Annotated in this window: 23 protein-coding genes and 1 riboswitch; of the genes, 12 read left to right on the forward strand and 11 right to left on the reverse strand. The window is 71.5% G+C overall.

Going from position 1 to position 25,334, the window contains the following annotated elements:
* Positions 1–40 precede the first annotated feature (40 nt).
* The 3 genes from HF999_RS08570 to HF999_RS08580 are packed head-to-tail and all read left to right on the forward strand — an operon-like array spanning position 41 to position 3,062.
* Complete coding sequence (locus HF999_RS08570; RefSeq protein WP_168545479.1) at positions 41–1,144, forward strand: FecCD family ABC transporter permease; 1,104 nt, start codon at positions 41–43, stop codon at positions 1,142–1,144.
* Positions 1,141–2,232: a FecCD family ABC transporter permease gene (locus HF999_RS08575; RefSeq protein WP_168545480.1), complete on the forward strand. Its 1,092-nt coding sequence runs from the start codon at positions 1,141–1,143 to the stop codon at positions 2,230–2,232. The genes HF999_RS08570 and HF999_RS08575 overlap by 4 nt, the downstream gene beginning before the upstream one ends.
* Positions 2,233–2,240: 8 nt before the next feature.
* Entirely contained in the window at positions 2,241–3,062 is an 822-nt protein-coding gene (locus tag HF999_RS08580; protein ID WP_312854067.1) for an ABC transporter ATP-binding protein, read from the forward strand.
* Positions 3,063–3,095: 33 nt separating this feature from the next.
* On the opposite strand, the gene HF999_RS08585 is transcribed toward HF999_RS08580, so the two are convergent.
* Genes HF999_RS08585 through HF999_RS08595 form a run of 3 tightly spaced genes read right to left on the reverse strand, consistent with a single transcriptional unit; the run spans position 3,096 to position 7,796 of the window.
* Entirely contained in the window at positions 3,096–5,471 is a 2,376-nt protein-coding gene (locus HF999_RS08585) for a serine/threonine-protein kinase (protein WP_168545482.1), read from the reverse strand.
* Between the two features lie 10 nt (positions 5,472–5,481).
* Positions 5,482–6,462, reverse strand: a complete 981-nt coding sequence (locus HF999_RS08590) for a glutamate ABC transporter substrate-binding protein (protein WP_168545483.1) — start codon at positions 6,460–6,462, stop codon at positions 5,482–5,484.
* Positions 6,459–7,796: a GlnX family signal transduction membrane protein gene (locus HF999_RS08595; protein ID WP_168545484.1), complete on the reverse strand. Its 1,338-nt coding sequence runs from the start codon at positions 7,794–7,796 to the stop codon at positions 6,459–6,461. The genes HF999_RS08590 and HF999_RS08595 overlap by 4 nt, the downstream gene beginning before the upstream one ends.
* A 152-nt stretch (positions 7,797–7,948) precedes the next feature.
* Here HF999_RS08595 and HF999_RS08600 point away from each other — a divergent pair, with 152 nt between their 5' ends.
* The gene (locus HF999_RS08600; protein WP_168545485.1) at positions 7,949–8,419 is read left to right on the forward strand and encodes an NUDIX hydrolase; all 471 of its coding nucleotides are present in this window, start codon (positions 7,949–7,951) and stop codon (positions 8,417–8,419) included.
* Positions 8,420–8,773: 354 nt separating this feature from the next.
* On the opposite strand, the gene thiE is transcribed toward HF999_RS08600, so the two are convergent.
* Entirely contained in the window at positions 8,774–9,439 is a 666-nt protein-coding gene (thiE, locus tag HF999_RS08605) for a thiamine phosphate synthase (RefSeq protein ID WP_168545486.1), read from the reverse strand.
* Between the two features lie 30 nt (positions 9,440–9,469).
* Positions 9,470–9,583, forward strand: a riboswitch (TPP riboswitch).
* Between thiE and thiO the strand changes: the two genes are divergently transcribed.
* The 5 genes from thiO (at position 9,580) to HF999_RS08630 (ending at position 14,432) form a co-directional block, all read left to right on the forward strand.
* The gene (thiO, locus tag HF999_RS08610) at positions 9,580–10,617 is read left to right on the forward strand and encodes a glycine oxidase ThiO (protein WP_168545487.1); all 1,038 of its coding nucleotides are present in this window, start codon (positions 9,580–9,582) and stop codon (positions 10,615–10,617) included. It overlaps the preceding riboswitch by 4 nt.
* Positions 10,608–10,805 (forward strand): sulfur carrier protein ThiS, encoded by a 198-nt coding sequence (thiS, locus tag HF999_RS08615; protein ID WP_168545488.1) that lies wholly within the window; start codon positions 10,608–10,610, stop codon positions 10,803–10,805. The genes thiO and thiS overlap by 10 nt, the downstream gene beginning before the upstream one ends.
* Positions 10,771–11,631, forward strand: coding sequence for a thiazole synthase (locus HF999_RS08620; protein ID WP_168545489.1), 861 nt, complete (start codon positions 10,771–10,773; stop codon positions 11,629–11,631). The genes thiS and HF999_RS08620 overlap by 35 nt, the downstream gene beginning before the upstream one ends.
* 27 nt (positions 11,632–11,658) lie before the next feature.
* Positions 11,659–13,065 (forward strand): ABC1 kinase family protein, encoded by a 1,407-nt coding sequence (locus HF999_RS08625; RefSeq protein ID WP_312854069.1) that lies wholly within the window; start codon positions 11,659–11,661, stop codon positions 13,063–13,065.
* 11 nt (positions 13,066–13,076) lie between these two features.
* Positions 13,077–14,432, forward strand: coding sequence for a TetR/AcrR family transcriptional regulator (locus tag HF999_RS08630; RefSeq protein ID WP_168545490.1), 1,356 nt, complete (start codon positions 13,077–13,079; stop codon positions 14,430–14,432).
* Between the two features lie 4 nt (positions 14,433–14,436).
* On the opposite strand, the gene HF999_RS08635 is transcribed toward HF999_RS08630, so the two are convergent.
* From HF999_RS08635 to HF999_RS08650, 4 genes are all read right to left on the reverse strand, one after another.
* A complete protein-coding gene (locus HF999_RS08635) occupies positions 14,437–15,783 on the reverse strand; it encodes an MFS transporter (RefSeq protein WP_168545553.1) in 1,347 nt (448 codons plus the stop codon).
* Positions 15,784–15,936: 153 nt separating this feature from the next.
* Complete coding sequence (locus HF999_RS08640; RefSeq protein WP_168545491.1) at positions 15,937–16,782, reverse strand: LuxR C-terminal-related transcriptional regulator; 846 nt, start codon at positions 16,780–16,782, stop codon at positions 15,937–15,939.
* An 80-nt stretch (positions 16,783–16,862) separates the two neighbouring features.
* The gene (locus tag HF999_RS08645; protein ID WP_168545492.1) at positions 16,863–17,708 is read right to left on the reverse strand and encodes a serine hydrolase; all 846 of its coding nucleotides are present in this window, start codon (positions 17,706–17,708) and stop codon (positions 16,863–16,865) included.
* Between the two features lie 16 nt (positions 17,709–17,724).
* On the reverse strand, positions 17,725–19,236 hold the full coding sequence (locus HF999_RS08650) for a serine/threonine-protein kinase (RefSeq protein ID WP_168545493.1): 1,512 nt from the start codon (positions 19,234–19,236) through the stop codon (positions 17,725–17,727).
* Positions 19,237–19,320: 84 nt separating this feature from the next.
* On the opposite strand from HF999_RS08650, the gene HF999_RS08655 reads away from it, so the two are divergent.
* Both HF999_RS08655 and HF999_RS08660 read left to right on the forward strand, forming a co-directional pair.
* On the forward strand, positions 19,321–20,259 hold the full coding sequence (locus HF999_RS08655; protein ID WP_168545494.1) for an ABC transporter ATP-binding protein: 939 nt from the start codon (positions 19,321–19,323) through the stop codon (positions 20,257–20,259).
* Positions 20,256–21,017 (forward strand): hypothetical protein, encoded by a 762-nt coding sequence (locus HF999_RS08660; protein WP_168545495.1) that lies wholly within the window; start codon positions 20,256–20,258, stop codon positions 21,015–21,017. Before HF999_RS08655 ends, HF999_RS08660 begins: the two co-directional genes overlap by 4 nt.
* Positions 21,018–21,052: 35 nt before the next feature.
* On the opposite strand, the gene thiD (HF999_RS08665) is transcribed toward HF999_RS08660, so the two are convergent.
* Positions 21,053–21,916, reverse strand: a complete 864-nt coding sequence (gene thiD, locus HF999_RS08665; RefSeq protein ID WP_168545496.1) for a bifunctional hydroxymethylpyrimidine kinase/phosphomethylpyrimidine kinase — start codon at positions 21,914–21,916, stop codon at positions 21,053–21,055.
* Positions 21,917–22,038: 122 nt separating this feature from the next.
* Between thiD (HF999_RS08665) and HF999_RS08670 the strand changes: the two genes are divergently transcribed.
* Positions 22,039–22,503 carry an HNH endonuclease gene (locus tag HF999_RS08670; protein ID WP_168545497.1) on the forward strand — a complete coding sequence of 155 codons (465 nt, stop codon included), beginning with the start codon at positions 22,039–22,041 and terminating at the stop codon, positions 22,501–22,503.
* Positions 22,504–22,518: 15 nt separating this feature from the next.
* On the opposite strand, the gene thiD (HF999_RS08675) is transcribed toward HF999_RS08670, so the two are convergent.
* A complete protein-coding gene (gene thiD / locus HF999_RS08675; protein ID WP_312854074.1) occupies positions 22,519–23,424 on the reverse strand; it encodes a bifunctional hydroxymethylpyrimidine kinase/phosphomethylpyrimidine kinase in 906 nt (301 codons plus the stop codon).
* Positions 23,425–23,462: 38 nt separating this feature from the next.
* A complete protein-coding gene (thiC, locus tag HF999_RS08680) occupies positions 23,463–25,154 on the reverse strand; it encodes a phosphomethylpyrimidine synthase ThiC (protein WP_168545498.1) in 1,692 nt (563 codons plus the stop codon).
* Positions 25,155–25,334 lie beyond the last annotated feature (180 nt).

Consider the following 25,334-nt stretch of genomic DNA (forward strand, 5'->3'; position numbering starts at 1 on the left):
ACCCCTTCCTTGGAATGAAGGGCAGCCTATCATTACGACCGTGACCGCTACATCGACTGAGGAGGCCGCCCCCGGGGCGGCGCCACCTGCGCGCTCGGAGTCCACCTCCGGCGCCGCGCGGCGCAGGCGCCGCACGATCGGGCTCGCCGTGCTGGTGGTGCTGCTCGTGGTGACCGTCATCGCGTCGCTCGCGATCGGCTCGCGCAGCCTGGCACCGTCGGACGTGTGGGCCGGCCTGTGGCACCGGTACACGACCGGCCCGAACCCGGCCGACGCCGAGCTGAACCAGGCCGCGATCATCGTGCAGACCCTGCGCGTACCCCGCACGCTGCTGGCGCTGATCGCCGGCGCGGCGCTGGCCCTGGCCGGCGCGCTGATCCAGGGCCACACCCGCAACCCCATCGCCGACCCGGGCATCCTCGGCATCACCCAGGGCGCGGCGTTCGCCGTGGTCTGCGCGACCTTCCTCGGCGGACTGACCGCGCCGATCCAGTACGTGTGGTTCGCGTTCGCCGGGGCGGCGATCGCCGCGGTGGTCGTCTTCGGTCTCTCCAGCATGGGGCGGGGCGTGTCCTCGCCGCTGACGCTGGTGCTCGCGGGTACCGGGGTGAGCGTCTTCCTCAGCTCGATGACCTCGGCGATCGCGCTCAGCGATAACGCCTCGCTCGACACACTGCGGTTCTGGAACGCGGGCGCCGTCGTCGGCCGCGGCTACGACGTGATCGCTGTGGTCGCGCTCCCGATCCTGCTGGGGGTGATTCTCGCCCTGGCCAACGGCCCGGCCGTCAACCTCCTCAACATGGGCGACGACGTGGCCAAGGGGCTGGGCCTGAACATCAATCTCTCGCGGACCGTCGGCGTGGTGGCGGTGACGATCCTCGTGGGCGCGGCCACGGCGGCGTGCGGCAGCATCGCCTTCCTCGGCCTGATGGTGCCGCACATCGTCCGGTACTTCACCGGCCCCGACTACCGCTGGCTGCTGCCCTACTCGGCGCTCATGGGCGCCTGGCTGCTGCTCGCGGCCGACATCGTCGGCCGGGTCGTGGCCCGGCCCGGGGAACTGGAGGTGGGCATCGTCGTGGCCATGGTCGGTGCGCCCTTCTTCGTGGGACTCGTGTGGTGGCGGAAGGCGGTCCGGGTATGAGCGCGACCATCGATCGGACGGACCTCGAGCAGAAGCCGCCCATCCGGCCCGGCCTGCGGTTCGGCACCGTCGTCTCCTTCGTGTGGCGACCCTGGCCGGTGATCGTCACCGCGATCATCGCGGCCGTGGCGTTCGTCGCGTTCTGCGCCAGCATCCGGATCGGCGCCTTCCCGTTGACCTTCGGCGAGGTGCTGGAGGCCCTCGTCGGTCGCGGCGACTCGATGACCCACTTCATCGTCATGCAGCTGCGGATGCCGCGGGCCCTGGTCGCGATCATCGTGGGCGCGGCGCTCGGCATGTCCGGGGCGATCGTCCAGTCGATCGCCCGCAACGCGCTGGCCAGCCCCGACATCCTGGGCATCACCGCCGGCGCGGGCGTGGCGGCCGTCTTCCTCGTGACCTCCACGGGCACTCTCGCCGCGACCCTGAACAACGGTGTCGGCCTGCCGATCGTCGCGCTCGCGGGCGGTCTCGCGACCGGCGCCCTCGTCTACCTGCTGGCCGTGCGCGGCGGGGTCGACGGGATGCGGCTCATCCTCGTCGGCATCGCGATCACCGCGCTGATGCGCGCGCTCATCGACTGGATGCTGGTGCGGGCCGACATCCGCGACGTGGCCCGCGCCCAGGCGTGGCTGGTCGGTTCGCTGGAGAGCCGCAGCTGGACCGACGTGTGGTCGTCATTGGCGATCGCGGTCCCCGCGGCGGTGCTCGCCCTCGGCGCGGCGTTCGCGCTGCGCGCCGTGCAACTCGGCGACGATGTGGCGCTGGGTCTGGGCGTGCGCCTCGGCTGGACCCGGGCGATCCTGCTCATCGCGGCGGTCCTGCTCGCCGCGGCCGGCGTCGCCGCCGCCGGACCGATCGCGTTCGTCGCCTTCGTCTCCCCGCAGCTCGCGATGCGGTTGACCCGGCTGCCCACCCCGCCGCTCATCCCGTCCGCCTTCATGGGTGCCGCACTGTTGGCCTGCGCCGACCTCGTGGCCCGCACCCTGTTCTCCGTCGCGCTGCCGGTGGGCATCGTGACCGCCGCCGTGGGCGGCCCGTTCCTCGTCTACCTGCTCGTCCGCCAGAACCTCAAGGGGGCCAAGTGAATCAGGCCGTGACCACCACCGACACCGCGACCTCGGCACCGTCGCGCCTGGGCGCCCGCAGGGTCACCTCCGGGTACGGCCAGACCACCGTTCTCGACGCTCTGGACCTCGACATCCCCACCGGGGTCGTCACGACGATCATCGGGCCGAACGGGTGCGGCAAATCGACGCTCCTCCGCACGCTCGCGAGACTGATCAAGCCCTCGTCCGGCCACGTCGTGCTCGACGGTGCCGACATCGCGAGCCTGAAGTCGAAGCAGATCGCGACGACCATGGGCCTGCTGCCGCAGAGCCCGCTGGCGCCCGAGGGGCTCACCGTGGGCGACCTCGTGGCCCGGGGCCGGCACCCGCACCAGACCTGGCTGCGGCAGTGGAGTTCCGACGACGCCGAGGTCGTCGACGCCGCGCTCGAGCAGACCGGCGTGCGCGACCTGGCGGACCGCCCCGTCGACTCGCTCTCCGGCGGGCAGCGGCAGCGGGTCTGGATCTCGATGACCCTCGCGCAGGGCACCGACCTGCTGCTGCTCGACGAGCCCACCACCTACCTGGACCTCTCGCACGCCCTCGATGTGCTCGACCTGGTCGACGAGCTCAGCAGCCAGGGGCGGACCGTCGTCATGGTCCTGCACGACCTGAACCTCGCGATCCGCTACAGCGACCACATCATCGCCATGCGTGACGGTGCGGTGGTCGCCCAGGGAACGCCCGCGGAGGTGATCAGCGAGGAGATGCTGCTCGAGACCTTCGGCCTGCGCTCGAGGGTGATCGACGATCCCGTCGCGCCCGGTCGACCCTGCATCATCCCGATCGGGGCGCGCCGCACGGGCTAAGCCGACGGTGCCGCTCCCGAGCGGAGCGGGCGGTCAGAACAGCGTGCGGGGGCGGATGGCGTTCGCGAGGTCGACGAGGGCGTGGCGCTGGCGTTTGCGCTCGGCGAGCGCGGCGATCTCGCGCAGCGACTTCTCCGTGGCCTTGCGCAGCCCGCGCTCGGTGAGGGCGTGGTCGAGCAGGGTGCCCGTGCCGTCGAGCCGGCCGTGCTGATTGCGGTGCTGCACCCAGCCCAGGGCGACACCGAGCACCAGCGCGCGCAGCTGCAGCCGGCGGAACTCGGATTTGGGGAGCGTGCGCACGCGGCGCGCGGCCTCCTGCAGCTGCGCCTCGGTGACCTGGCCCAGGTCGCGGCCGTGCACCAGCGCGACGACCGAGCTGCACAGCGCGTTGTGGTAGTGCCGGCTGGTGGACGGGACCTGGTCGAGGATCTCGACGGTGCCCGCGATATCGCCCGCGGCACGGCGCATCCGGGCGGCGCCGAAGGCTGCGGAAATGATGCCGCGGTCGGTGCGCCACACGTTCTCGTACCGGCAGCGGGCGCGGTCGAGCCAGCCCTCCGGGTCGGATTCCCCCGACATGTAACAGAATTCGGCCGCCACCGCCGCGGCGAGCTTCGGCGCCGCCTCGCCCGGCGCCTGATCGGTCACCGTCTCGAAGTAGTCGTAGGCCGCCGCGTAGTCGCCCATCATGAGCGCGGTCTCGGCGCGGTACCAGGTGACCTGCCAGCGATGCGGCTCGCGCGCCGCCAGCGAGTCGAGCAGCGTGGTCGCCGCGTCGACCTCGCCGAGCTCCAGGTGTGCGCGCGCCTCGGCCAGATCGATCTCGACGGTGCCGGCCATCGCCTCGCGCAGCTCGGCGAGCGAGTCGAGGACCTGCGTCGGGTCGCTGCGCATCGTGAGCGCGAGCACGCCCGCCGCGGGGTCTGCGGGGTTCGCGATCGGGATCGGTAGTGCGGCCAGTACTTCCGGTGCGCGGAGCCGGTCGTCGTGCACCTCGGGGTCGGGGTCGACGGCGCGCAGCATCAGCTCCACGCCGAAGGTCGACCGCTGCGGGGTGAACACCACGGACAGGCCCGGCCGAGGCTCACCGGACTTGGTGGACAGGCACTCCCGCAGCACGCCCAGGAGCTGATCGGTGAGCTCGGCGGCCGAGGAGAACCGCTCGTCCGGGTTCTCCGCCGTCGCCTTCACCAGCAGCCGGTACAGCGAGTTGTACTGCGCGAGCGTCTCGTCCTCGTCGGGGGAGGGAAGGCCGTCGACGTACCGGCCGTTCTCCATCGGCACCTCGGCGACCAGCACCGCGAGGGTGCGGCCCACCGTGTAGATGTCGGACGCGATCGACGGCCCGGTCTTGGCGATCTCCGGCGCCTGGAAACCCGGTGTGCCGTAGATGTAGCCGTAGCCGCCGAGCGGGGCGACGGCGCCGAGGTCGATGAGCTTGACGTCCTCCTCGCTGATCATGATGTTGTCCGGCTTGAGGTCGTTGTAGGCGAGGCCGAGGCTGTGCAGGTAGCCGAGGGCGGGGAGCACCTCGAGGATGTACGCGATCGCCTGCTCCACCTCCACCTTGGTGCCCGCCCCGGCACCGTCGGCGGTCTCGGACAGGATCTCCTTGACCGTCTTGCCCGGCACGTACTCCATGACGATGTACCCGATCTGGGTGCCGTCCGGGTCGGGGTGCTCGACGAAGTTGTAGATCTTGACGATCGACGGGTGCGTCATCTCGGCGAGGAACCGTCGCTCCGAGACCGCGACGGCCTGCGCCTGGGCGTCGCCGGAATTGAGCAGGCCCTTGAGCACCACGGGCCGGTCCACCACGTTGAGATCGGTCGCCAGGTAGATCCAGCCCATGCCGCCGTGCGCGATCGCGCCCTTGATCTCGTACTGGTCCGCCACGATGTCGCCGGGCTTGAGCGCGGGCTCGAACGAGAACCGGGCGCCGCAGTGCGGGCACGTGCCGATCAGCTGGCCGGGCTCACCGTCGTGCGCGCGGCCGACGGGCTTGCGGCAGTTCCAGCAGTACCGCTTGCCCTCGGCGATGATCGGGTTGGTCCGGATGGCCTCGGACGGGTCGACCTCGATGATCCGTGGGATCTCGACGAGGCCGCCGCCCACGCGGCGGCGGGCCGCGACCCGCGTCGTGCTCGCGGCGCGCACGGGTCCGTTCCCGAACCGCGGCGTCGCCTCGGTCTGGACCGCCGGGGCCGGGGGCGGCACCGTCGTCACCTGCGTGCCGACGGGCGGGGGCTCGGTGTCGAACAACCCCTCCATCGGTGCCCCGACGGTGCCCTCCTCGTCGTCGTCCAGCAGCCCGTCCATCGGAGTGCCGACGGTGCCGGGCTCCTCGTCGTCGTCGAACACGACGATCTGCGCCCGTGTGTGCTCCGTTTCCTCGACCTCGTCGCCCATCGTGCTTTCCCTACCCCTCGTACCTGGCCGCGGGTGCCGACCACACCTGGCCCAGCGACGGCGCGAACCACTGGTTGTAGAGGCGCATCCACGTGCCGTCGAAGGCCATGCGCAGCAACACCCCATTGATGAAACGCACGAGGTCCGGTCGGTTCTTCCCGATGCCGACGGCGTAGTACTCCAGGCCCATGGACGGCCCCGTCAGCGTCAGGTTGGGGTCCTGCTGCCCGAGCCCGGCGAGGATGGCGTCGTCGGTCGAGACCGCGTCGACCTGGGACTGCTGCAGCATCACCAGACAGTCCGACCACGAGTCGGCCGCGACCACGCTCGCACTCGGGACCAGTCGCCGCACCCGATCGAGCGAGGTGGTGCCCCGCACCTCGCAGACCCGCCGCCCGGAGAGGTCGCCGACCGTGTTGACGGGGGCGCCGCGCGGCGCGAGGATGCGCTGCTGCGCGATGAAGTAGGTGGCGGAGAAGGCCACCGTCTTCGCCCGATCGCAGGTCGCGGACATGGTCTTGACCACGATGTCGACGGTGCCGTCCTCGAGCGCCTTCTGGCGCTCGGCGGTCGAGAGGATCCGGAAGTGGATCCGGTTCGGGTCGCCGAAGATCGCGGCGGCGATCTGGTGCGCGATGTCCGCGTCGAAGCCCTTGATCTCGCCCGTGATCGGATCGCGGAAGGACAGCAGGTTCGACCCGATGTCGATCCCGACGATGAGTCGGCCGCGGTCGTGGATGGTCGCCATGGTGGTGCCCGGGACCATCTGGCCGGCGGGCGGCAGGCCCGACGGTGCCAGGGTGCCGGGGCACATGGACACCTCGGCCGGGATCGGCGCGTCGGTGGGGACGACCGCCCCGGAACCCGGCACCGGCTGGGAGAACGAGGTGACCGCGTCCCCCGGGGCCTCGGGAGCCGAGACGACGCATCCCGTCGTCGCGAGGGCGACGGCCGTGCCGAGGGCGATCCCGCTGAGGAGTCTGCGCATCATCGGTACTCCCTGACGCGAGGGTAGAAGCCGGCGGCGACGCCCGCCGCCGCCAGCACGCACAGCACGAATGCGCTGGGGCCGGAGAACGCGATGGCGAAGCGTGCCGTGTTGACGTTGTCGCGGTAGAGGGTTCGGGCTCGATCGATCGCGGCGGTCAGGTGCGCGTCGAGCGAGCGGTAGGCCACCGCCGCGGAGCCCGGGTCCGAGCTGATGGCGAGCCGCGTCGCGCCCAGGTAGTCGCCCGTCGCCTCCCGCGCCGCGATCTGCTGGTGCGCCGAGATCCAGTGCGCGGCGTCGGCCCGGGCGGCGTCCACCGCCGCGGAGATCTCGGCGTCGGGCGTGCCGAGCGACTGCAGCTCGGACTGTGCCTGCTGCAGGGTGTCGGCGAAGGCGCTCGCCGGCACGCCTCGTCCGGCGCCGCGCTGCACGAGCGCCATCGTCTCCATCGAGCGCGCCTTCTGGGTGAGTGTCCGGGCCTGCGAGAGCGCGTCCACCGCCGCGGTGCCGCGCTGCTCCGCGCGCAGGGAATAGGTCGACGATGCCAGGCCCGCGACCGCCACCCAGGACAGCGCGATGGTGAGCGCCGCCGCTGCGACGACGAGCCCGCGGTTGATCCGGCGCTGGGTGCGGCGGGCCAGGTACTCGTGGGTGAGCAGCAGCGACGCGAGCGCGATCCCGAGCACGCCGAACACCGCCCAGGGCGGCGAGGCGAATTTCGCGTGGGTATCGCGCAGGTTCTCCGTCTCCTCGCGGTAGAAGCTCTCCGCGGCGGGCAGGAGCGTGTCCTGCATGAGGGTGGAGGCGGTCGCCAGGTAGGCCGCTGCCACCGAGTTGTCGAGCCGGTTGTTGGTGCGGGCCGTTTCGACGAGGCCGGTGTAGACGGGCAGGTTCATCGCGATGGTGTCGAGGTTGCCGTGCGCGCGCCCGTCTTCGGGCGGCAGGCTGGTGGCGGAGGTGATGAGCGCCTTGCCGGCGGTCGCGAGGGCGAGGCTGTAGCTGCTCTGGATCTCGTCGGAGGGGAGACCGCCGGCCACGAAGGCGGCGTTCGCGGACTCGTTCGCCGCGGACAGCGAGCTGTAGAGGACCTGCGCGGCGTGGGCGCGCGGCTCGTAGTCGGCGAGGTTCTGCTGCAGCACCTCGGTGCGCGAGAGCTGCACGGCGGAGGTGAACCACCCGGTGAACAGGCACATGGTGATGAGGACCAGGGCCATCGACACGAGCTTGCCGGGGCTGGAGGTGAAGAACTCGCGGAGCTCGCCGAAAACCGAAGACTCGGGGAAGGATCGGAGGCGCAGGGACGATAGCTGTCGGCTCTTCGACGCCTGGGCTGTCACCGTCTGCTCCTTCCCTGAAGTTCACCCTCCGGCCGGGGTCGGGCCACTACGAACACTGTGTGTCGACCCTATCGCGCGACCCCACCGCATCGGCGTGCATGACGCGCTTTGTCCTCGCCCGAGTCCGCGGTTCGTCGGCTACGGTGGGGTGCATGTTGGGTGACGGGAACGGCTGGGTACGCGACCCGGACGGTTCCCGGTTCTGGGGCCGGTTCGGCGCAGCGGGTCTGTTGGCTCTGTCGTCGGACGAGAGCAGCGTGTTACTGCAGCACCGGGCGTGGTGGAGTCACCAGGGCGGTACGTGGGCGCTGCCCGGCGGCGCGCGCGACTCGCACGAGTCCGCCGCCGATGCCGCACTCCGCGAGGCCTTCGAGGAGACGGGCCTCCCGCCCACCTCGCTGGAGGTGCTGTCGGAGGTGGTCACCGCCCGCTCCGCCGTCGGCTGGACTTATACGACGGTGCTGGCCCGCGTCGTCGAGCCGCGTGATCTGGTGCCGAACGAGGAGTCCACCGCCCTCGAGTGGGTCGCGCTGGGCTCCGTCGCCGACCGCAAACTGCACCCCGCCTTCGCCGCCGCCTGGCCGGAACTGCAGGCCCAGGTCCGCGCCCTCGCGGCGGAGTAGCCGCTGGTTCGCGGTCGCAGGCGGGCGGTGCTCACGTCGTCGCGGCCTTCCGATCGCCGGGACCGGAGTTCGTCCCCCGCGCGGCACCGATTCCCCCATCCGGCGTTCGGTCCCACACCAGACGCCGTTCGTTCGATGAGGGCTCGGCTGTCCCCCGCGCGGCGCCGATTCCCCCACTGAACGCCGACTCTCCCACGCCGAACGCCGAATCCCCCACGACGAGCCGTGTGGGGTGTGTCGTCCCCCACGCGACGTCGGCGATGACCAGAGTGGGCAGCCGATCTACGGGATCGGCCGTCGCAGCCTTGCCCGGATCGCTGTTGTGGTCGCAGTGCTCGCGGGCGCCTGACCCCGTCAGCTCAGGGCTGCCTTGAGGGAGCGGGCGGCGGCTTCGGGATCGGCGGCGGCGGTGATGGCGCGCACGACGACGATCGCGTTCGCGCCGGCGGCGGTCACCTCCGGTACGCGCTCGAGGTTGATGCCGCCGATGGCGAACCACTTCCGCGCGGGCGCGGCGGCCGCGGTCTCGCGGACCAGGGGCAGGCCCGGCGCGGAGCGGCCCGGCTTGGTGGGCGTGGGCCAACACGGGCCGGTGCAGAAGTAGTCGACGCCGTCCTCGACCGCCGCGGCCCGGGCCTGCGCGGCGTCGTGCGTCGACCGGCCGATCACCACCTCCGGGCCCACGATCGTGCGCGCGACGGGAACCGGCAGGTCGTCCTGGCCCAGGTGCAGCACGTCCGCGCGGGCGCCGAGCGCGATATCGGCGCGGTCGTTCACCGCCACCAGGGCGCCGTGCGCGTGCGCGATCTCCCGCAACTGCGCAACGATCTCGATCTCCTGCGCCGCCTCCAGCGCCCCGAACTCGCGCTCGCCCGCCGAGCCCTTGTCGCGGAGTTGCACGATGTCGACGCCACTGCGCAACGCTGCCGTCACGAACTCCGCCAGGTCACCGCGCTCGCGACGCGCATCGGTGCACAGGTACAGGGAGGAGGCGGCGAGTCGCTCGCGTGGGGAGACCATGCCCCAACACTAGGCGCGGGAGTAGGGTGGCGACGTACACACGGGAGCCCCGAGGTCGCGGGGCTGAGAGTGGGGCACGCGCCGCCCCTGACCGTCAGACCTGATCCGGGTAATGCCGGCGAAGGAAGGATCCCGTGCGGATGAACAAGAGTGTCTCGGTCGTGGGTGGCGGAACCGTCGGCCTCACTGTGGCGTGGTCGCTGGCGCGCCGGGGGTGCGCCGTCACCGTCGTCGATCCGGAGCCCGGTTCCGGGGCGTCCTGGGTCGCGGGCGGCATGATCGCCCCGTACTCGGAGGCCTGGCCGGGGGAGGAGGAGCTGTACGCCCTCGGCGTCGAATCCCTCGGCCTGTGGGCCGATTTCGCAGCATCCCTCCAGCCCTACGCCGACGGCCCGCTGATCACGGCCCGCGGCACCGTCTGGCTGGCGATGGACGACGGTGACGCCGCCGACCTGGCGACCGTCGCGGCGTCGGTCGGCGACGAGGAGCTGTTCGGGGCGCTGCGCCCGTCGGCCGCCGTCCGGACGGTTCCCGGTGCGGCCCCGCGGATCCGGGCCGCCGCGGCGGCACCGCGGGAGATCGCCGTCGACAACCGCCTCGTGCACCGCGCGCTGATGGTCGCCTGCGCGGACGCCGGGGTCGCGTTCCGAGCGGAGGCCGTCGGCGGACCGTCGGGCGTGGAAGAACTGGAGGGTGATGCCGTGATCATCTGCGCGGGTTCGACTTCGGGTTCCCTCGCTCCGGACCTGAAGGTCCGCCCGATCAAGGGGGAGGTGGTGCGGTTGCGGTGCGGCCCCTCCTGCCTACCTCCGCCGACGGTGACGGTCCGGGCCCGGGTGCACGGCCGGCAGGTGTACGTGGTGCCGCGTGCCGATGGCGTGGTCGTCGGAGCGACCCAGTACGAGAACGATCGAGACCTGGCGCCCCGCATCGGACCGGTGGTGGACCTGCTCGACGACGCGTTCACGGTGCTGCCCTTCCTCCGCGAGTACGACCTGCTCGAGGTCGGGGCGGGGTTGCGCCCCACGACGGCCGACAACGTTCCCGTGATCGCGCCGCTCGGCGGGCGCGTCTTCTCCGCCGCCGGGCACGGGCGCAACGGCATCCTGCTCGCCCCGGTCACCGGGGTGCGCGCGGCGGATATGGTTCTCGATCAGGAGGTGCACGCATGGAGCTGACGGTGAACGGCGAGGACCGGCTGGTCCTCGACGGGACGTCCGCGGAGTCGCTGCTCGAGCAGCTCGGGCTGCCCGACAAGGGCGTCGCGATCGCGGTCAACGGTGCCGTCCACCCGCGCTCGCGGTGGGCGGAGGCGCTGCCGGCGTACGCCGATGTCGAGGTGCTCACGGCGGTCCAGGGTGGCTGACGCGGCGCAGCGCACCCCGCCGGTCGAGCCGCTGATCATCGGTGGTCGCGCCTTCGGCTCGCGGCTCATCACGGGCACCGGCGGAAGCGCCAACCTGGATCACCTCCGGGCGGCGCTCGTCGCCTCGGGGACCGAGATGACCACCGTCTCGCTGCGCCGCACCAGCCTGGCGGAGGGCGGCGGTGTCCTCGACCTCATCCGTGAGCTCGGCATCGTGCCGTTGCCGAACACCGCGGGCTGCCTGGGCGCGGCCGAGGCGGTCCTCACCGCGCGACTGGCGCGAGAGGCCTTGCACACGGATTGGATCAAGCTCGAGGTGATCGGCGATGACGAGACCCTGTTGCCCGACGCGGTCGCGCTGGTGGAGGCCGCCGAGGAGCTGGTGGCCGATGGCTTCATCGTGCTGCCCTACACCAACGACGACCCGATCCTGGCCCGCCGGCTCGCGGACGTCGGCTGCGCGGCGGTGATGCCCGCGGGGGCGCCGATAGGCACCGGGCTGGGGATCCTCAACCCGCACAACATCGAGATGATCGTGGCGCAGAGCGAGGTCCCGGTGATCCTCGATGCGGGGATCGGTACCGCGAGTGATGCGGCCCTGGCGATGGAGATCGGCTGCGATGCCGTGCTTCTCGCGTCCGCCGTCACCCGCGCCGCCGATCCCGCGGCGATGGCGACGGCGATGCGCCTCGCCGTCGAGGCCGGGCTCCTCGCGCGGGGCGCCGGGCGGATCCCGCGTCGGCGGTGGGCGAGGGCGTCGTCCCCGGCGGAGGGGCGGCTGGGGACCGCGGCGAGCGGTGCCGCGTCGGCGGAGCGCCGCGGATGAAGGAGTGTCTGCGGGCAGGGGGCGATCGTGGCGCGGCGTGATCCGCACGACGACGGGTCGGCCGCTCCGGCCGGGCGGGTGTGGCGGGGCGCCCGGATCGGCGGCGTCGCCGTCCGCCACGCGGCACGCACGGCGGGCACGATGGTCGCGTCCAGGTTCCGCGACGAGCAGGCGGATCGCGATGCGCGCGATGCACTGATCCTGGCACTGGCCGACGACCTGGTGACCGTGCTCGGCGGGATGCGCGGCGCCGCGATGAAGCTCGGTCAGCTGCTCGCGGTCGTCGACATCGGCATCACGAGTCGCGCTGCGCGCGAGGAGTTCGAACGGCGGCTGCAACCGCTGTTCCGATCGGCGCCGCGCTGGAGCGATGCCGAGATGATGAAGCTCCTCGATCATCAGCTCGGCGAGCGCCGCGGCCGGATCGTCTCGCTCGAGGGTCCGATCGCAGCGGCGTCGATCGGCCAGGTGTACCGCGGTGTGCTCGACGACGGTCGCGCCGTTGCGGTCAAGATCCAATACCCCCGCGTACAGGCCATGGTCCGGGCGGACCTGAAGAACCTGCGCCTGCTGATGAAGGTGCTCGGCAAGTACATCCCGGCGTCGAACGCCGAGAAGCTGTCGGAGGAGATCGCGCGGCAGGTGTTGGCCGAGCTCGATTTCGTCGCCGAACTCGGCCACCACCGCTACTTCGCGGACCTGTTCGACGGCCACCCTTCGATCGCCGTGCCGCACCCCGTCGACGACCTGTGTACCGACCGGGTACTGGTGACCGAGTTCCTCGACGGGAGGCCCTTCGCCGAGGCCCTCGACGACGCCCCGGCGGTTCGGAACCGGCTGGGCGAGGCGATCTACCGGTTCTACTGCGGTGAGATGTATCGGACCGGGCGGTTCTGCGCGGACCCGCACCCCGGCAATGTCATCGTGCTCGCGGATGGGAGGGCGGGCTTCGTCGACTTCGGAATGACGGTGCACCTGAGCCCCGCCGATCACGAGTTCGAGCGGGAACTGTTCACGGCCCTGTTGCGCGGCGAGCACGAGCGAGTGCACCGACTCGCGGTGGGGGCGGGATTCATCGGCCGCCCCGACGTCATGACCTCCGAGGACCTCGCCGCGTACATCGACAAGGTGGTCGGCTGGCACCTGCGCGGAGGCGAGATCACCGTGACGCCGCGGACCGCGCGCGACGCGGTCATCACCGCGACGCTGCCGGCGGGCGGCTTCTTCGACAAGTTCGAAGGTCAGATGCTGCAGGAGGCCCACGCCCTCGGCCGCCGCACCGACATGTCGACGGTCGCCCTGCTCGGCGAACTCCGGGCGACGGCCGCGTGGCGCGACGTGGCGTGCGAGGTCCTCGACATCGCCGGGCCGACGACCGCCATGGGCCATGAGATCGCACACTGGCGTGCGCGCCGGGGGATCTCGCCACGCTAGAATCTTCAACCATGCCGCAACCCGAGTCGGGAGTCAGTGACGGGCCCCGGCCCCGCCGTGGCCGGCCGCCCTTGGCCGGCCTCGCCGAGCGGCGCCGGGACCAGCTGACCGACGCGGCGTTCGCGGTGTTCGCGGAGCTGGGCTACGAGCAGGCCTCCGTCGCGGACATCGCGAAACGCGCGGGCATGGGGCAGGGCACCCTGTACCGCTACGTCGAGGGGAAGCGTGAACTCCTCGACCTCGTCTTCGACCGCTGCGTCGACGAACTCATGACCGCCATCGGCCCCGACCGGGTCGTGGAGGTCACCGCCGCCGGCGACCTCAAGGCCGCCGAGCGGATGGTGGAGGACGTCGCCGCGCGGCTCTTCGACGTCGTCGACTCGCGGCCCGACATCCTCAAGGTCGTCATGGTGCAGTCCGGCACGGTCGACGAGGAGGTCCGCTACCGGATCCAGGGCCTGTACCAGACCTTCGATTCGATGATGGCGCGCGCGCTCGGCCACGCCCGTGAGCTCGGCTGGATCGTGACCCGTACCGAGCACCCGGAGAGCGAGACCGTCCACCTGGGGCGGCTGCTCCCGTCGCTCGGCGTCCCCGGCCTGGTGATGGCACTGACCGGCGGCGACGACCCGGAACGCCGGCGGGCGTACGTGCGCTCCGCCGTCCGGATGTCGGCGAGCGGCGTGCTCTCCCACGATGCCAGGGCGGCGCTTCCGTCCCTTGCGCCGGCGGGCGAGGGCGTGCCCACCCCGGCGGACGATGCTCCGGCGCCGGTCGCCGCCGGTCGCTCCGCCGAGCTGCTGGACGCCGCGATCGCCGAGTTCGTGGACAAGGGCTACGCCGCCGTCGGGGTCCGCGAGATCACCGAGCGCGCCCGAGTCAGCCACGGCACCTTCTACAACTACTTCGACAGCAAGCGGCACATGCTGACGATCCTCGTCGAGCGGAACCGAGAGGCCGTCCTCGGTCGGCTCGACGCCGTGCTGGCGGATCCGCCCGATTCCACGGTGGAGGCGCTACAGGCCGTGGTGTTCGATCTCAATCACGATGTCCTGCAAGACATCGCGGAACGTGTGGACGAGTTCCGCTTCCTCGCACTGGAGGTGCCCGGCGTCGACGTCGAGTCCTTCGACACCTACCTGGGGCTGTACCGGGAGGCCGTGATGCGGTTCGTGGCGATCCTGGGCGGCGCGGCGGCGGCGGGCCTGTTGCACGAGAGTCTCGACATCGACGACATCGCGCAGGTCTGGCTGGGGTACATGCTGGGCACCGCCGCGGCGATGGTCAGCGATGTCGACGTGTCGAGCCCCGCCGAGAGCGCTCGTGTGGTCACGAATCTGCTTCTCGGCGGGGCCCGGACGCTGTGATCGACTAGACGGAGGCCAGGTCGTCACCGGGCGTCACGTCGTCCTGCGCGAGCGCGGTCTCGACGATGTCGTGGTCCTTCGTCTCCACCATCAGGTAGCAGCACAGCACGCTCACCGCGGAGAGCCCGGCCAGCATGAAGCCGACCCAGAGCTGGTGCCCGTCGGCGACCCACTTCGCGGCGATCAGGGGCGGGATGGCACCACCGAGGATGCCGGCCAGGTTGTAACCCAATCCGGCACCCGTGTAGCGGTACCGTTCGTGGAACATCTCGGGCAGGGCCGCTCCGGCCGGGCCGTAGGCGATGCCGAAGATGATCAGCGTGCCGATCAGCCCGACGGCGTACATCGGCAGCGACTTGGTATCGAGGATCGGGAACAGCACCAGTGACCAGACCACGGCCAGCCCGCAGGAGGTCATGATCACCTTGCGGCGGCCGATCTTGTCGGAGTAGATCGCCGACGCGGCGATCGCGAGCCCGAAGAACACGGCTCCGGCCATACCCATCGCCAGTACCGTCGTGCGGGGGAAGCCGAGGTTCTTCGTCGCGTAGTTCGTGAGGAACGCGGTGCCCATGTAGAACAGCGAGAACAGGGATGCCAGCGCACCGGCGGCGATGAGGATCTCCTTCCACTGGAAGCGGATCGCGTCCAGGAAGGGCAGCCTGGTGCGGTTGATCTCGCTCATCGTGCGCTTGCGGACCTGGGTGAAGACGGGGGTCTCCTCGACGGTCAGGCGCACCCACAGGCCGACGAGCACCAGCAGCGCGGAGAGCAGGAACGGGATGCGCCAGCCGATTGTCATGAAGGCGCTGTCGGCGTTCTTGGTGTCGCCGGCGGCCAGGGTGAACAGCAGGAACGTGCCGCTGGAGAGGAAGAACGCGAACGACGGGCCCAGCTGCGGGAACATCGCGTAGAGGCCGCGCTTGCCTTTCGGCGCGTATTCGGCGGTGAGCAACGTGGCGCCGGCCCACTCGCCGCCCACGGCGAAGCCCTGGAAGAACCGCATCACCACGAGCAGCACCGGCGCGAGCGTGCCGATGCCGTTCGGGAACAGCCCGAAGACGCCGGTCTCGCTGCCGGGCAGCAGGCCGATCATCACCGTCGCGGCGCCCATGATGAGCAGCGTCCACACCAGGGTGCGCTTGCGGCCGATCCGGTCGCCGAAGTGGCCGAAGAGGATCGCGCCCACGGGCCGGGCGAAGAAGGCCACCGCGAAGGTGGCGAACGAGGCCAGCGTCGCGACGCCGGGGCTCATGTTCGAGAAGAAGATGGTGGGGAACACCAGGGCGGCGGCGGTGCCGTAGATGAAGAAGTCGTAGAACTCGATCGTGGTACCGATCGAGCTGGCCATCGCCACCCGGCGGAGCCGGGCTTTCGGGACGGCGGGGAGTTCGGGTGCAGTCACGTGCGCTCCTCGGGGTCGGTGAACCCCACGAACGGTAGTGATCGCGGTCACACCCCCGGTACCCCCGAAAGGGGGTGCGCCGCTCGACGGTGCCCGGCCCTACGGCAGCAGGCCGAGGCTGCGGGCGCGCGTGACCGCCTCGAACCGGGTCCGGGTGCCGAGCTTCTGGCCGGCGCTGCGCAGGTACGCCTTCACGGTCTCCGAGCTGATCGACAGGCGCTGCGCGACCTCGGCGTTCGTGCAGCCGAGCGCGACCTGGGCGAGCGCGTCCAGCTCGCGGGCCGTGAGCGGGCGCTCGGGCGCGGCCGCGGCATGGGACGGGCGGCCGAGATCGGTGATCCGGCCGCACGCGGACTCCAGACGGGATCGCACGGCACCGTCGGTGATCTCCCCGGCGAGGGCCCGGAGCTCGGAGAAGACCTCACGCAGGAGTTCTCGGTCGACTCCGCCGAGGGCGGAGCGTTCCGCGGCCGCGGCCTCGGCGAACTGCATCCGTCGTTCCACCTCGTCGCGCACGCGGAGCTCGTAGGCGAGGTCGCGGACGGTGCGCGCGACCGCGCCCAGGACCGTATCGCCGAAGGTGGACTGCCGGTGGTCCGCGGCGTAGAAGACGGCGCGCACCACACCGTTCACCGCGAGAGGGACCGCGACCATCGAGCGCAGGCCCTCCGCCTGGACGTGCGCGTGGTAGTGCTGGGTGATCCCCGCGGTGCCGTAGTCGGCGACGGCGGTGGCGCGGCCGCTGCGCAGGACGTGCCCGCCGAGGCCCGTTCCGCGCGCGACGGGGAGGCCGTTGAGTGCCGGAGTGCGAAGGCCGACGCCGCCGCCCAGAACCACGTGATCCTCGTCGACCAGGCCGGCGAAGGCCACAGGAAGTTCTGTGCGTGTACGAATGGTTCGCAGCGCGGACCGGGTGACATCGGCGTCGATCGTGTTGGCGGTCATCGGTCTCTCCGGGGTCACTGCGGGCGATTCATCATCGCATGACCGTTTCGTCCGTGTGGCGGGAACCGCAGCAGGGTGCGTCAGCAGGGCGCCGCCGGGAGGGCCCCGAGCTGCGTGCGGACCGCCTCCGCGAGCCGGGTGAGCGCGTCTTTGCCGGACGCGAAGGAACCGTCGGCGGGACGCACCGTCAGCATGAGGCCCGTACTGCCGCGCTCGGTCCGGACGACGGCGAGCTGCCGCACGATGTAGGCACCGTCGACGCCGGGGCCCCAGCCGCCCTTGACGCCCACGCTCTGCGTGCCCTGCAGGCCGTAGAGGCCCCACTGCTGGTTTCCGGCGACCTGCTGCATGAGTCCCAGGGCCGTCCGCCCCGCGGGGGAGCACGGGATCCGGGCGGCGAATCGCGCTGCGGCGTCGTCGTTCCAGAGCGTCTGGCCGAAGGCGGAGTATTCGGGCCGAACCTTGCGGGTCTGCACCACGGTAACGGCGTCACCGCCCGCGCGGAGGACCTGCTGCACCGCCGCTCCGGCCTGCGCCGGGGTGCCGAGGGAGTTCCAGATCGCCTCCGCGGCATCGTTGTCGGACTGCGTGATCGCGGCACGCATCCGGTCCGTCGCCTCCTGCTGCCCGGAGCGCTCGAGGGCGGCCATCACGAGCGGCACCTTGGAGGTCGACCACGCCGGGATCCCGGCGGGATCGCCCGCCGTGACCACTCGGCCACCGGCCGCGACGGCGATGCTCGCCCGACCGGGCACCTCGCCGACGGCGTGGGCCAGTGCCGCCTGCAGCGGATCTGCGCGCTGCGACGGTGCCGACGGCCGGCCCGGCGCCGCGGACGGGACCGGGGCCACCGTCGACCCCGTGGACGACGGGGCGGCGGCACCGTCGTCCCCGATCGTGCAGGCCGCGGCGCTCAGCGCGACCACGAACAGTGTTGCGGTCCTAGTAGATGTAGACGATCGCATTGTTCCCTCCCCGGCAGGTCACGATGTTCGACTCGCCGGTGCACGACATAGAGATCGCGCCGAGGTCCGGCGCTCGGGGGCTGACCGCCGCCACAGTCCCGGACTGGGGCGCGGTGAAGCGGGCGCGGTACGCGGCGGCGATCGCGCCGGCGAACTCGCAGGAGGTGTAGGGCTCGCCGTCGACGCCGCTGCCCCTGTCGGCCGCGACCGACGTGAAGGCCTCGCCCGTGCCGGGCGTGCAGATCGCGGTGTTGGGCGGCTGGACGGCCTTCGTCACGGTCGGCGTGGTCGACGGTGCCGTGCTCGTCGTGGTCTCGACGGACGGCGCGGTGGAGGCCGCCGTCGTGGTCGGCGCCGAGGACGAACCGCCGGACGTGAGCAGCACGGCGACGGCGGCGACGAGGGCGACGACCAGGACCACGGCGGCGATCACGAGCGCGGGCACCGCGGAGCGCTTCCGGTGCGGCGGTGCGGCGGGTGCGGCCGGATACGACGCCGGGGGTGCGTAGCTCGGCGTGACATAGCGGGGCCCGCCGCTCGACCCGGGCGTGCTGTGGGGGTAGGAGACGTGCGCCGGCGGTGGAACGGAGGAGGGCGGCGCCGGGCGGGGAGCCGACGGCACCGTCGTCGTGGTGCCCCAGCTCTGCGGCGTGCCCTGCAGGGCGGCAGCCGCGGCCCGGGCGAGCGAACCGCAGGTCGCGTACCTGTCCTCGGGGCGCTTGGCCATGCCCTTGGCCACCACCGCGTCGAGGGCGGCGGGGAGTTGCCGGGGCGCATCGACCGACGGGCGGGGAGGCGGCGAGAGCAGATGGTGCCGCATCATCTCGGAGATCGAGTTCGCGGTGAACGGGGGTCGCCCGACCAGCAGCTCGTAGAGCACGCACGCCAGCGAGTAGACATCGCCGGCCGGATCGGCTCCGCCACCGTCGAACCGCTCCGGCGCGGCGTACGCCTGCGAGCCGACGAACAGCCCGGCGGAGGTGAGGCGGTCGGCGTCGCCGGTCACGACCAGCCCGAAGTCGAGGAGGTAGGCGAAGCCCGACGGGGTGACCTGGATGTTGGCCGGCTTCACATCGCGGTGCACGAGGCCCTGCAGGTGGGCAGAATCGAGCGCGGAGGCGACCTGGGTGACGAGGTCGACGGCGCGGTCCGCGGGCAGCGGGCCGGCGGCGACGATCTCGGCGAGGTTGCTGCCGTCGACCAGGCGCATGTCGAGGTAGAGGGTGCCGTCGATCTCGCCGTAGTCGTGGATGGGGATGACGTGCGGATCGGACAGCCGTGCCGCGGTCTGCGACTCGTGGGTGAAGCGCTCGCGGAAGCCGGGATCCTGCGCGGCGCTCGCGTGGAGCAGCTTGAGCGCGACATCGCGGTCCTTGGTGGTGTCGTGAGCGAGGTAGACCTCGCCCATCCCTCCGCGACCCAGTAGCCGGACCAGGCGGTACCGGCCGAAGGTGCTCCCCGCGCGCGTTCCCGCTGCGTCCCCGTCCATCGCGCTCCTCCCAGAGTCCGATCGTGCCGAGTGTATCCGCGCGGCGTCAGGGCGGGTTCGCCGGATGATTGTTAGCGTGAATCCATGATCGAAGTCACGGGGTTGACCAAGACCTACGGTGCCGTCCGGGCGGTGAACGACCTGTCGTTCGCCGTGCGCCCGGGGCGGGTCACCGGGTTCCTCGGGCCGAACGGCGCCGGCAAATCGACGACGATGCGGTGCATCCTCGGGCTCGATCGGCCCACCGCGGGCGCCGCCACCATCGGTGGCCGGCAGTACCGGACGCTCGATCGGCCGCTCACGCAGGTCGGGGCCCTCCTCGACGCCAAATGGGTGCACCCCAACCGTTCCGCCCGCGATCACCTGCGGTGGCTGGCGGTCGCGAGCGGGATCCCCGCGGCCCGCGCCGATGTCTGTCTGGCGGCGGTCGGGCTCACCGACGCCGCCCGCAAGAAAGCGGGTGGATTCTCGCTCGGCATGGCGCAACGGCTGGGCATCGCCGGTGCGCTGCTGGGTGATCCGGGTGTGCTGCTGTTCGACGAGCCGGTCAACGGGCTCGATCCCGAGGGCATCGTCTGGGTGCGCACGTTCATGAAATCGCTCGCCGCGCAGGGCCGCACGGTGTTCGTCTCCAGTCATCTGCTGGCCGAGATGGCGCTCACCGCGGACGACGTGGTCATCGTCGGCCGCGGGCACCTCGTGTGGAACGGGACCATGGCCGACTTCATCGCGCAGAACTCGGAACACTCGGTGCGCGTGCGCAGCCCGCGCGATCGTGAGCTCGCGACCGCGCTGACCTCGCGCGGGTTCGCCGTCGATGCGACGGCCGAGCCGGCGCCGGGCGGCGGCGGCCGCACCGTCCTGACGGTGCGCGGCGCGACCAGCGACGCGGTGGGTGAGATCGCCGCCGCGGAGGGGCTGCCGCTCGCGGAGCTCGCGCCGCAGACCAGCTCGCTCGAGCAGGTCTTCATGCGGCTGACCGGCGCTGCCGTGGAGTACCGGGGAATGGGAGGCATCGGATGATCGTGCGCGCGGTACGGGCCGAGTTCGTCAAGCTCACCACCGTCCGGGCCACCCGGTGGTTGCTCGTCGGGTCGACGGTGTTCTCGCTCGGCATCACGGTGATCGTCGCCCTCGTCATGCGGTCGGTCCTCCGCTCCGAGGACGTATCGGACGAGGGGGTGATCGCCCTCGCGCCGTTCACCGGATTCGGTGGCGTACCGGGCATCTCGATCGTCTTCGCGGCGATCATCGGCGTGCTGTCGGTGACCACGGAGATCCGCTTCAACACCCTGCGGACGACCTTCCTCGCGGTGCCGAACCGGTGGGTGGCGGTGCTCGCGAAGACCTCGGTCGTCGTCGTGGTCTGCGCCGTCGTGCATCTCCTCGCGCTGCTCGTCGGGGCCGTACTCTACGGACTGATCGTGCACGGCTCGCCGGTCGCGGCGTTCCGTGCAGGGGGCACTACGCTGCTCACCTTCCCTCTCGCCGTGGCCTTCGCGACGGTCCTGGGGGTCGCGACCGGAGCGGCGCTGCGCAACGGCGCCGGGGCGATCGCACTGTTGTTGGGCTACTTGTTCGTGGTCGACAACGTGATCAGCCAGATTCCGCAGACCCACGACGCCGCCGCGTTCCTACCGTTCTCCAACCTGCAGAACCTGCAGGGGGTGCTGTTCACGAGCCTTCCCTGGGGTGCGCCGGTGTCCTTGGTGTACCTGCTGGTGGTGATCGGGGGGCTGTGGACGGGGGCGGTCGCGCTGCTCGCCCGGCGCGATGCCTGAGTCCGTCGGTCGGGTGCGCGCCGGGCTTCCCCGGCTCAGGGGTGCGCCCGCAACCGCCAGGACGCGTTGACCGGGCCGTGCCCCGCGCCCACCGGGTAGGCGGCGGCGAGCGACCGGGTGACCCATTCCTTGCCGTAGGCGATCGCGGCGGGAACGTCCAGGCCGTGCGCGAGGGCGCAGACGGTGGCCGCCCCGAGGGTGTCGCCCGCGCCGTGATCGTGGCGCGTATCGAGTCGGGGAGAGGCGAACTCGAGGAACTCGGCACCGTCGTAGAGGAGGTCCGTGCTGGTCACGGCAGCGCGCAGGTGCCCGCCCTTGACGAGCGCCCAGCGCGGGCCGAGTGCGTGCAGGGCGCGGGCCGCGTCGCGTTGGGAGGCCTCGTCGACCACCTCGATGCCGGTGATCAGGCGCACCTCGTCGAGGTTGGGCGTGACGATCCAGGCCAGCGGGAACAGTCGGCGCAGGAGCGTGTCCAATGCCTCGGGGGTGAGGAGGGGGTCTCCGTGCTGCGAGGCACAGACGGGGTCTACCAGGAACGGGACGCCGTCGGTGCCGCCGGGGAGGCGGCCGCCGATGCCGAGGTCGATCGCGGTGTCCGCGATGGCGTCGATGATCTCCGCCGTCGCGAGCATGCCCGTCTTGACCGCGCCGACGCCGATGTCCTCCACCACGGCCCGGATCTGGCCGGCGACCGTGGCGGGCGGGACCGGGTGGAAACCGGTGACTCCCAGGCTGTTCTGCACGGTGACGGCGGTGATCGCGCAGGTGCCGTGCACGCCCGCGAGCGCGAAGGTGCGCAGATCCGACTGGAGCCCCGCGGCCCCGCCCGAATCGGACCCGGCGATGGTCATCACCCGGACCGGGGTCTCGCCGGTGCCGGGGAGGGGCAGGTGCTGCATGGACTTCAGGGTAGCGCCGGGAACCGGCGCGGCGGCCGGTACGTCCGGGCGAGGCGTAATTCCGTTGAGCGGTCGCGCGAGCAGGTCTAGCCTCGCAGGTCGAGAAGAAGAGGAGGTGCGGGATGAACGCGACTGCTTCCGCGCCGCCGGTGCGGGTGTTCAACGCCGACTACAGCCCGCTCGACATCGTGCACTGGCAGGACGCCGTGGGCATGATGCTGCGCGAGGTGGCGCACGCGCTCGAGCCCCACGATCCGCCGCGCGTGCTGCGGTCCCCGAGCACCGAGATCGAGGTTCCGAGGTCGCTGCTGCTGGTGCGGTATGCGACGGTGCCGTACCGGCGCACCGCCGACCACGCGAGCCGGTCCGAGATCCTGCGCCGCGACGGTTCCGTGTGCCAGTACGCGGGCTGCGGTGCGCGGGCGACCACGATCGACCACGTCTTCCCGCGGTCGAGGGGCGGCGGTAACACGTGGTCGAACCTGGTGGCGTGCTGCGAGGGCTGCAATCACCGCAAGGCCGACCGCACGCCGGCGGAGGCCGGAATGCGTCTGGTGCGTGAGCCCTTCCGGCCCGCCGGCGTCTGACCGAATTGAACACCGTTATGGAGAATCCGACCTGTCGGTTTGCTCTCCATAACGGTGTTCAATTGAGGGGGCGACCGCCCAGAGTGGGTTGACGGGGCCGTGGCCGGCCCCGAGCGGATACGCCCAGCGCAGGCCCTCGGTGACCCAGGCCTTGCCGAACTCGACGGCGGCGGGCACTGCTCGGCCGTGCGCGAGCGCGGCCGTGATCGCCGCGGCGAGGGTGTCGCCCGCCCCGTGGTCGTGCCCGGTGGGGACGCGCGGCGCGGTGAACGCGACGAACTGCGCGCCGTCGGTGAGCAGATCCGGGCTGTCCGGACTCTCCCGCAGGTGACCGCCCTTGACCAGGGCCCACTGCGCACCGAGCGCGAGCAGCGAGTCGGCGGCCCGGCGCTGGCTGTCACCGTCGACGACCTCGATGCCGGTGATCAGGCGCACCTCGTCGAGGTTGGGCGTGACGACGGTGGCGCGCGGGATCAGTTCCGCGCGCAGGGCGTCCAGCGCCTCGGAAGCGAGCAGCGGGTCGCCGTGCATCGACGCCGCCACCGGATCGACCACCAGGGGAGTGGCGCGGCCCTTGCCGATGCCCTCAGCATCCGCCGCCGCGGCGACCGCCTCGATGATCGCGGTGGAGGCGAGCATCCCGGTCTTGGCGGCCTCGATGCCGATGTCGCCCGCGACGGAACGGATCTGGGCCCCGACGATATCCGGATCGACCCCGCGGAAGTCCTGCACTCCCGTACTGTTCTGCACCGTCACAGCAGTGATCGCCACACACGCGTGCAGGCCCAGGGTGGCGAAGGTCCGCATGTCGGCCTGAATGCCCGCGCCGCCACCGGAATCCGACCCCGCGATGGTCAGGACCCGGTGCGGTGCCGCGCCCAGCGGCGCAGTCGGCAGGCGCGACGGTGCGCCGACGGTCACCACCGTCGGCTCTCCGGCGGTCGCCCCGTGGGCCGCGATCAACGGGACGCCGTCTCCAGCGGGATGTACACGCGCCCACCGGCATCGGCGAACTCCTGCGACTTCGCCGCCATGTCGGCCGCGAGCTTGTTGTCGATGTCCTCCTGCGTCACCAGGTTGTGCTCCTGCGCGTACGCGCGCACGTCGGCGCTGATCCGCATCGAGCAGAACTTCGGTCCGCACATCGAGCAGAAGTGCGCCGTCTTCGCGGGCTCCGCGGGCAGCGTCTCGTCGTGGAACTCGCGCGCCGTGTCCGGGTCCAACGACAGGTTGAACTGATCCACCCAGCGGAACTCGAAACGCGCCTTGGACAATTCGTCGTCGCGGGACTGGGCACCCGGGTGCCCCTTGGCCAGGTCGGCGGCGTGCGCGGCGATCTTGTAGGTGATTACGCCGGTCTTCACGTCGTCGCGGTCGGGCAGGCCGAGGTGCTCCTTCGGCGTCACGTAGCAGAGCATCGCCGTGCCCGCCTGCGCGATGATCGCGGCGCCGATCGCCGAGGTGATGTGGTCGTAGGCCGGCGCGATGTCGGTGGCGAGCGGGCCGAGCGTGTAGAACGGCGCCTCCTCGCACAACTCCTCCTCGAGCCGCACGTTCTCGACGATCTTGTGCATCGGCACGTGGCCGGGGCCCTCGATCATCACCTGCACGCCGTAGGACTTCGCGATCTTCGTCAGCTCGCCCAGCGTGCGCAGCTCCGCGAACTGCGCCTCGTCGTTGGCATCGGCGATGGACCCGGGACGCAGGCCGTCGCCCAGGGAGAAGGTGACGTCGTACTCGCGCAGGATCTCGCACAGCTCGCGGAAGTGCGTGTACAGGAACGACTCCTCGTGGTGCGCGAGGCACCAGGCGGCCATGATCGAGCCGCCGCGGCTGACGATGCCGGTCACGCGATTCGCCGCGAGCGGCACGTAGCGCAGCAGCACGCCCGCGTGCACGGTCATGTAGTCGACGCCCTGTTCGCACTGCTCGATCACGGTATCCCGGAAGATCTCCCAGGTGAGCTTGGTCGGGTCGCCCTTGACCTTCTCCAGTGCCTGGTAGATGGGCACGGTGCCCACGGGGACGGGCGCATTGCGCATGATCCACTCGCGCGTCTCGTGGATGTCCTTGCCGGTCGAGAGGTCCATGATGGTGTCGCCGCCCCATCGGGTGGCCCACACCATCTTCTCGACCTCCTCGGCGATGGAGCTGGTCACCGCGGAGTTGCCGATGTTCGCGTTGATCTTCACCGCGAAGGCCTTGCCGATGATCGCGGGCTCGAGCTCGGGGTGCTTGCGGTTCGCGGGGATCACCGCGCGGCCGGCGGCGACCTCCTCGCGCACCTTCTCCGGGGCGATGCCCTCGCGGGCGGCGACGAAGCGGACCTCGTCGGTGATGATTCCCGCACGCGCCCAGGCGAGTTGGGTGCTGGCGCCGTCGACCGGGGCGGGCCTGTGCCAGCGAGCGCGGGTCTTGGGCAGGCCCTCGGCCAGGTCGTGCAGCTGATCCTCGGCGGTGTACTGCGTGTACGGACCGGAGGTGTCGTAGACGTCGTGATGATCGCCGTTGGTGAGCGCGATGCGCCGGAACGGCACGTGGAGCTCAACTCCGCCTTCCGGTGCGCCCGGGACGGTGCGGTACTGCTTGGCGGAACCCTCGATCGGTCCGACGGTGACGGTGGAGACAGGTGTGGACGACGAAACAGGCATGCGGGACTCCTCTTCCCTACGCCGGCATTACCCGGACAGGTTCGTACGGTCGACGCCCGCGCCAGGCGCCCTCTCAGCTCGCTGCGGCGAGCTCCCGATGGTGTGCGCTACCGAGCGTAACGCACCCGCGCCGAGTCCTCAGGTGATCGGCGGTCGGGCGGCCCGCACACCCCGGGGGCG

This window comes from Tsukamurella spumae, assembly GCF_012396015.1.
In the GTDB taxonomy this organism is placed as follows: domain Bacteria; phylum Actinomycetota; class Actinomycetes; order Mycobacteriales; family Mycobacteriaceae; genus Tsukamurella; species Tsukamurella spumae.

Coding starts and splice junctions, on each gene's coding strand:
- thiE (WP_168545486.1), bottom strand. CDS start 9,439: ATGGTCTCCCCACGCGAGCGACTCGCCGCCTCCTCCCTGTACCTGTGC.
- HF999_RS08600 (WP_168545485.1), top strand. CDS start 7,949: ATGTTGGGTGACGGGAACGGCTGGGTACGCGACCCGGACGGTTCCCGG.
- HF999_RS08660 (WP_168545495.1), top strand. CDS start 20,256: ATGATCGTGCGCGCGGTACGGGCCGAGTTCGTCAAGCTCACCACCGTC.
- HF999_RS08640 (WP_168545491.1), bottom strand. CDS start 16,782: ATGACCGCCAACACGATCGACGCCGATGTCACCCGGTCCGCGCTGCGA.
- HF999_RS08585 (WP_168545482.1), bottom strand. CDS start 5,471: ATGGGCGACGAGGTCGAGGAAACGGAGCACACACGGGCGCAGATCGTC.
- HF999_RS08590 (WP_168545483.1), bottom strand. CDS start 6,462: ATGATGCGCAGACTCCTCAGCGGGATCGCCCTCGGCACGGCCGTCGCC.
- thiD (WP_168545496.1), bottom strand. CDS start 21,916: ATGCAGCACCTGCCCCTCCCCGGCACCGGCGAGACCCCGGTCCGGGTG.
- HF999_RS08620 (WP_168545489.1), top strand. CDS start 10,771: ATGTCGAGGTGCTCACGGCGGTCCAGGGTGGCTGACGCGGCGCAGCGC.
- thiO (WP_168545487.1), top strand. CDS start 9,580: ATGAACAAGAGTGTCTCGGTCGTGGGTGGCGGAACCGTCGGCCTCACT.
- HF999_RS08635 (WP_168545553.1), bottom strand. CDS start 15,783: ATGGCCAGCTCGATCGGTACCACGATCGAGTTCTACGACTTCTTCATC.
- HF999_RS08655 (WP_168545494.1), top strand. CDS start 19,321: ATGATCGAAGTCACGGGGTTGACCAAGACCTACGGTGCCGTCCGGGCG.
- HF999_RS08575 (WP_168545480.1), top strand. CDS start 1,141: ATGAGCGCGACCATCGATCGGACGGACCTCGAGCAGAAGCCGCCCATC.
- HF999_RS08650 (WP_168545493.1), bottom strand. CDS start 19,236: ATGGACGGGGACGCAGCGGGAACGCGCGCGGGGAGCACCTTCGGCCGG.
- thiS (WP_168545488.1), top strand. CDS start 10,608: ATGGAGCTGACGGTGAACGGCGAGGACCGGCTGGTCCTCGACGGGACG.
- HF999_RS08630 (WP_168545490.1), top strand. CDS start 13,077: ATGCCGCAACCCGAGTCGGGAGTCAGTGACGGGCCCCGGCCCCGCCGT.
- HF999_RS08670 (WP_168545497.1), top strand. CDS start 22,039: ATGAACGCGACTGCTTCCGCGCCGCCGGTGCGGGTGTTCAACGCCGAC.
- thiC (WP_168545498.1), bottom strand. CDS start 25,154: ATGCCTGTTTCGTCGTCCACACCTGTCTCCACCGTCACCGTCGGACCG.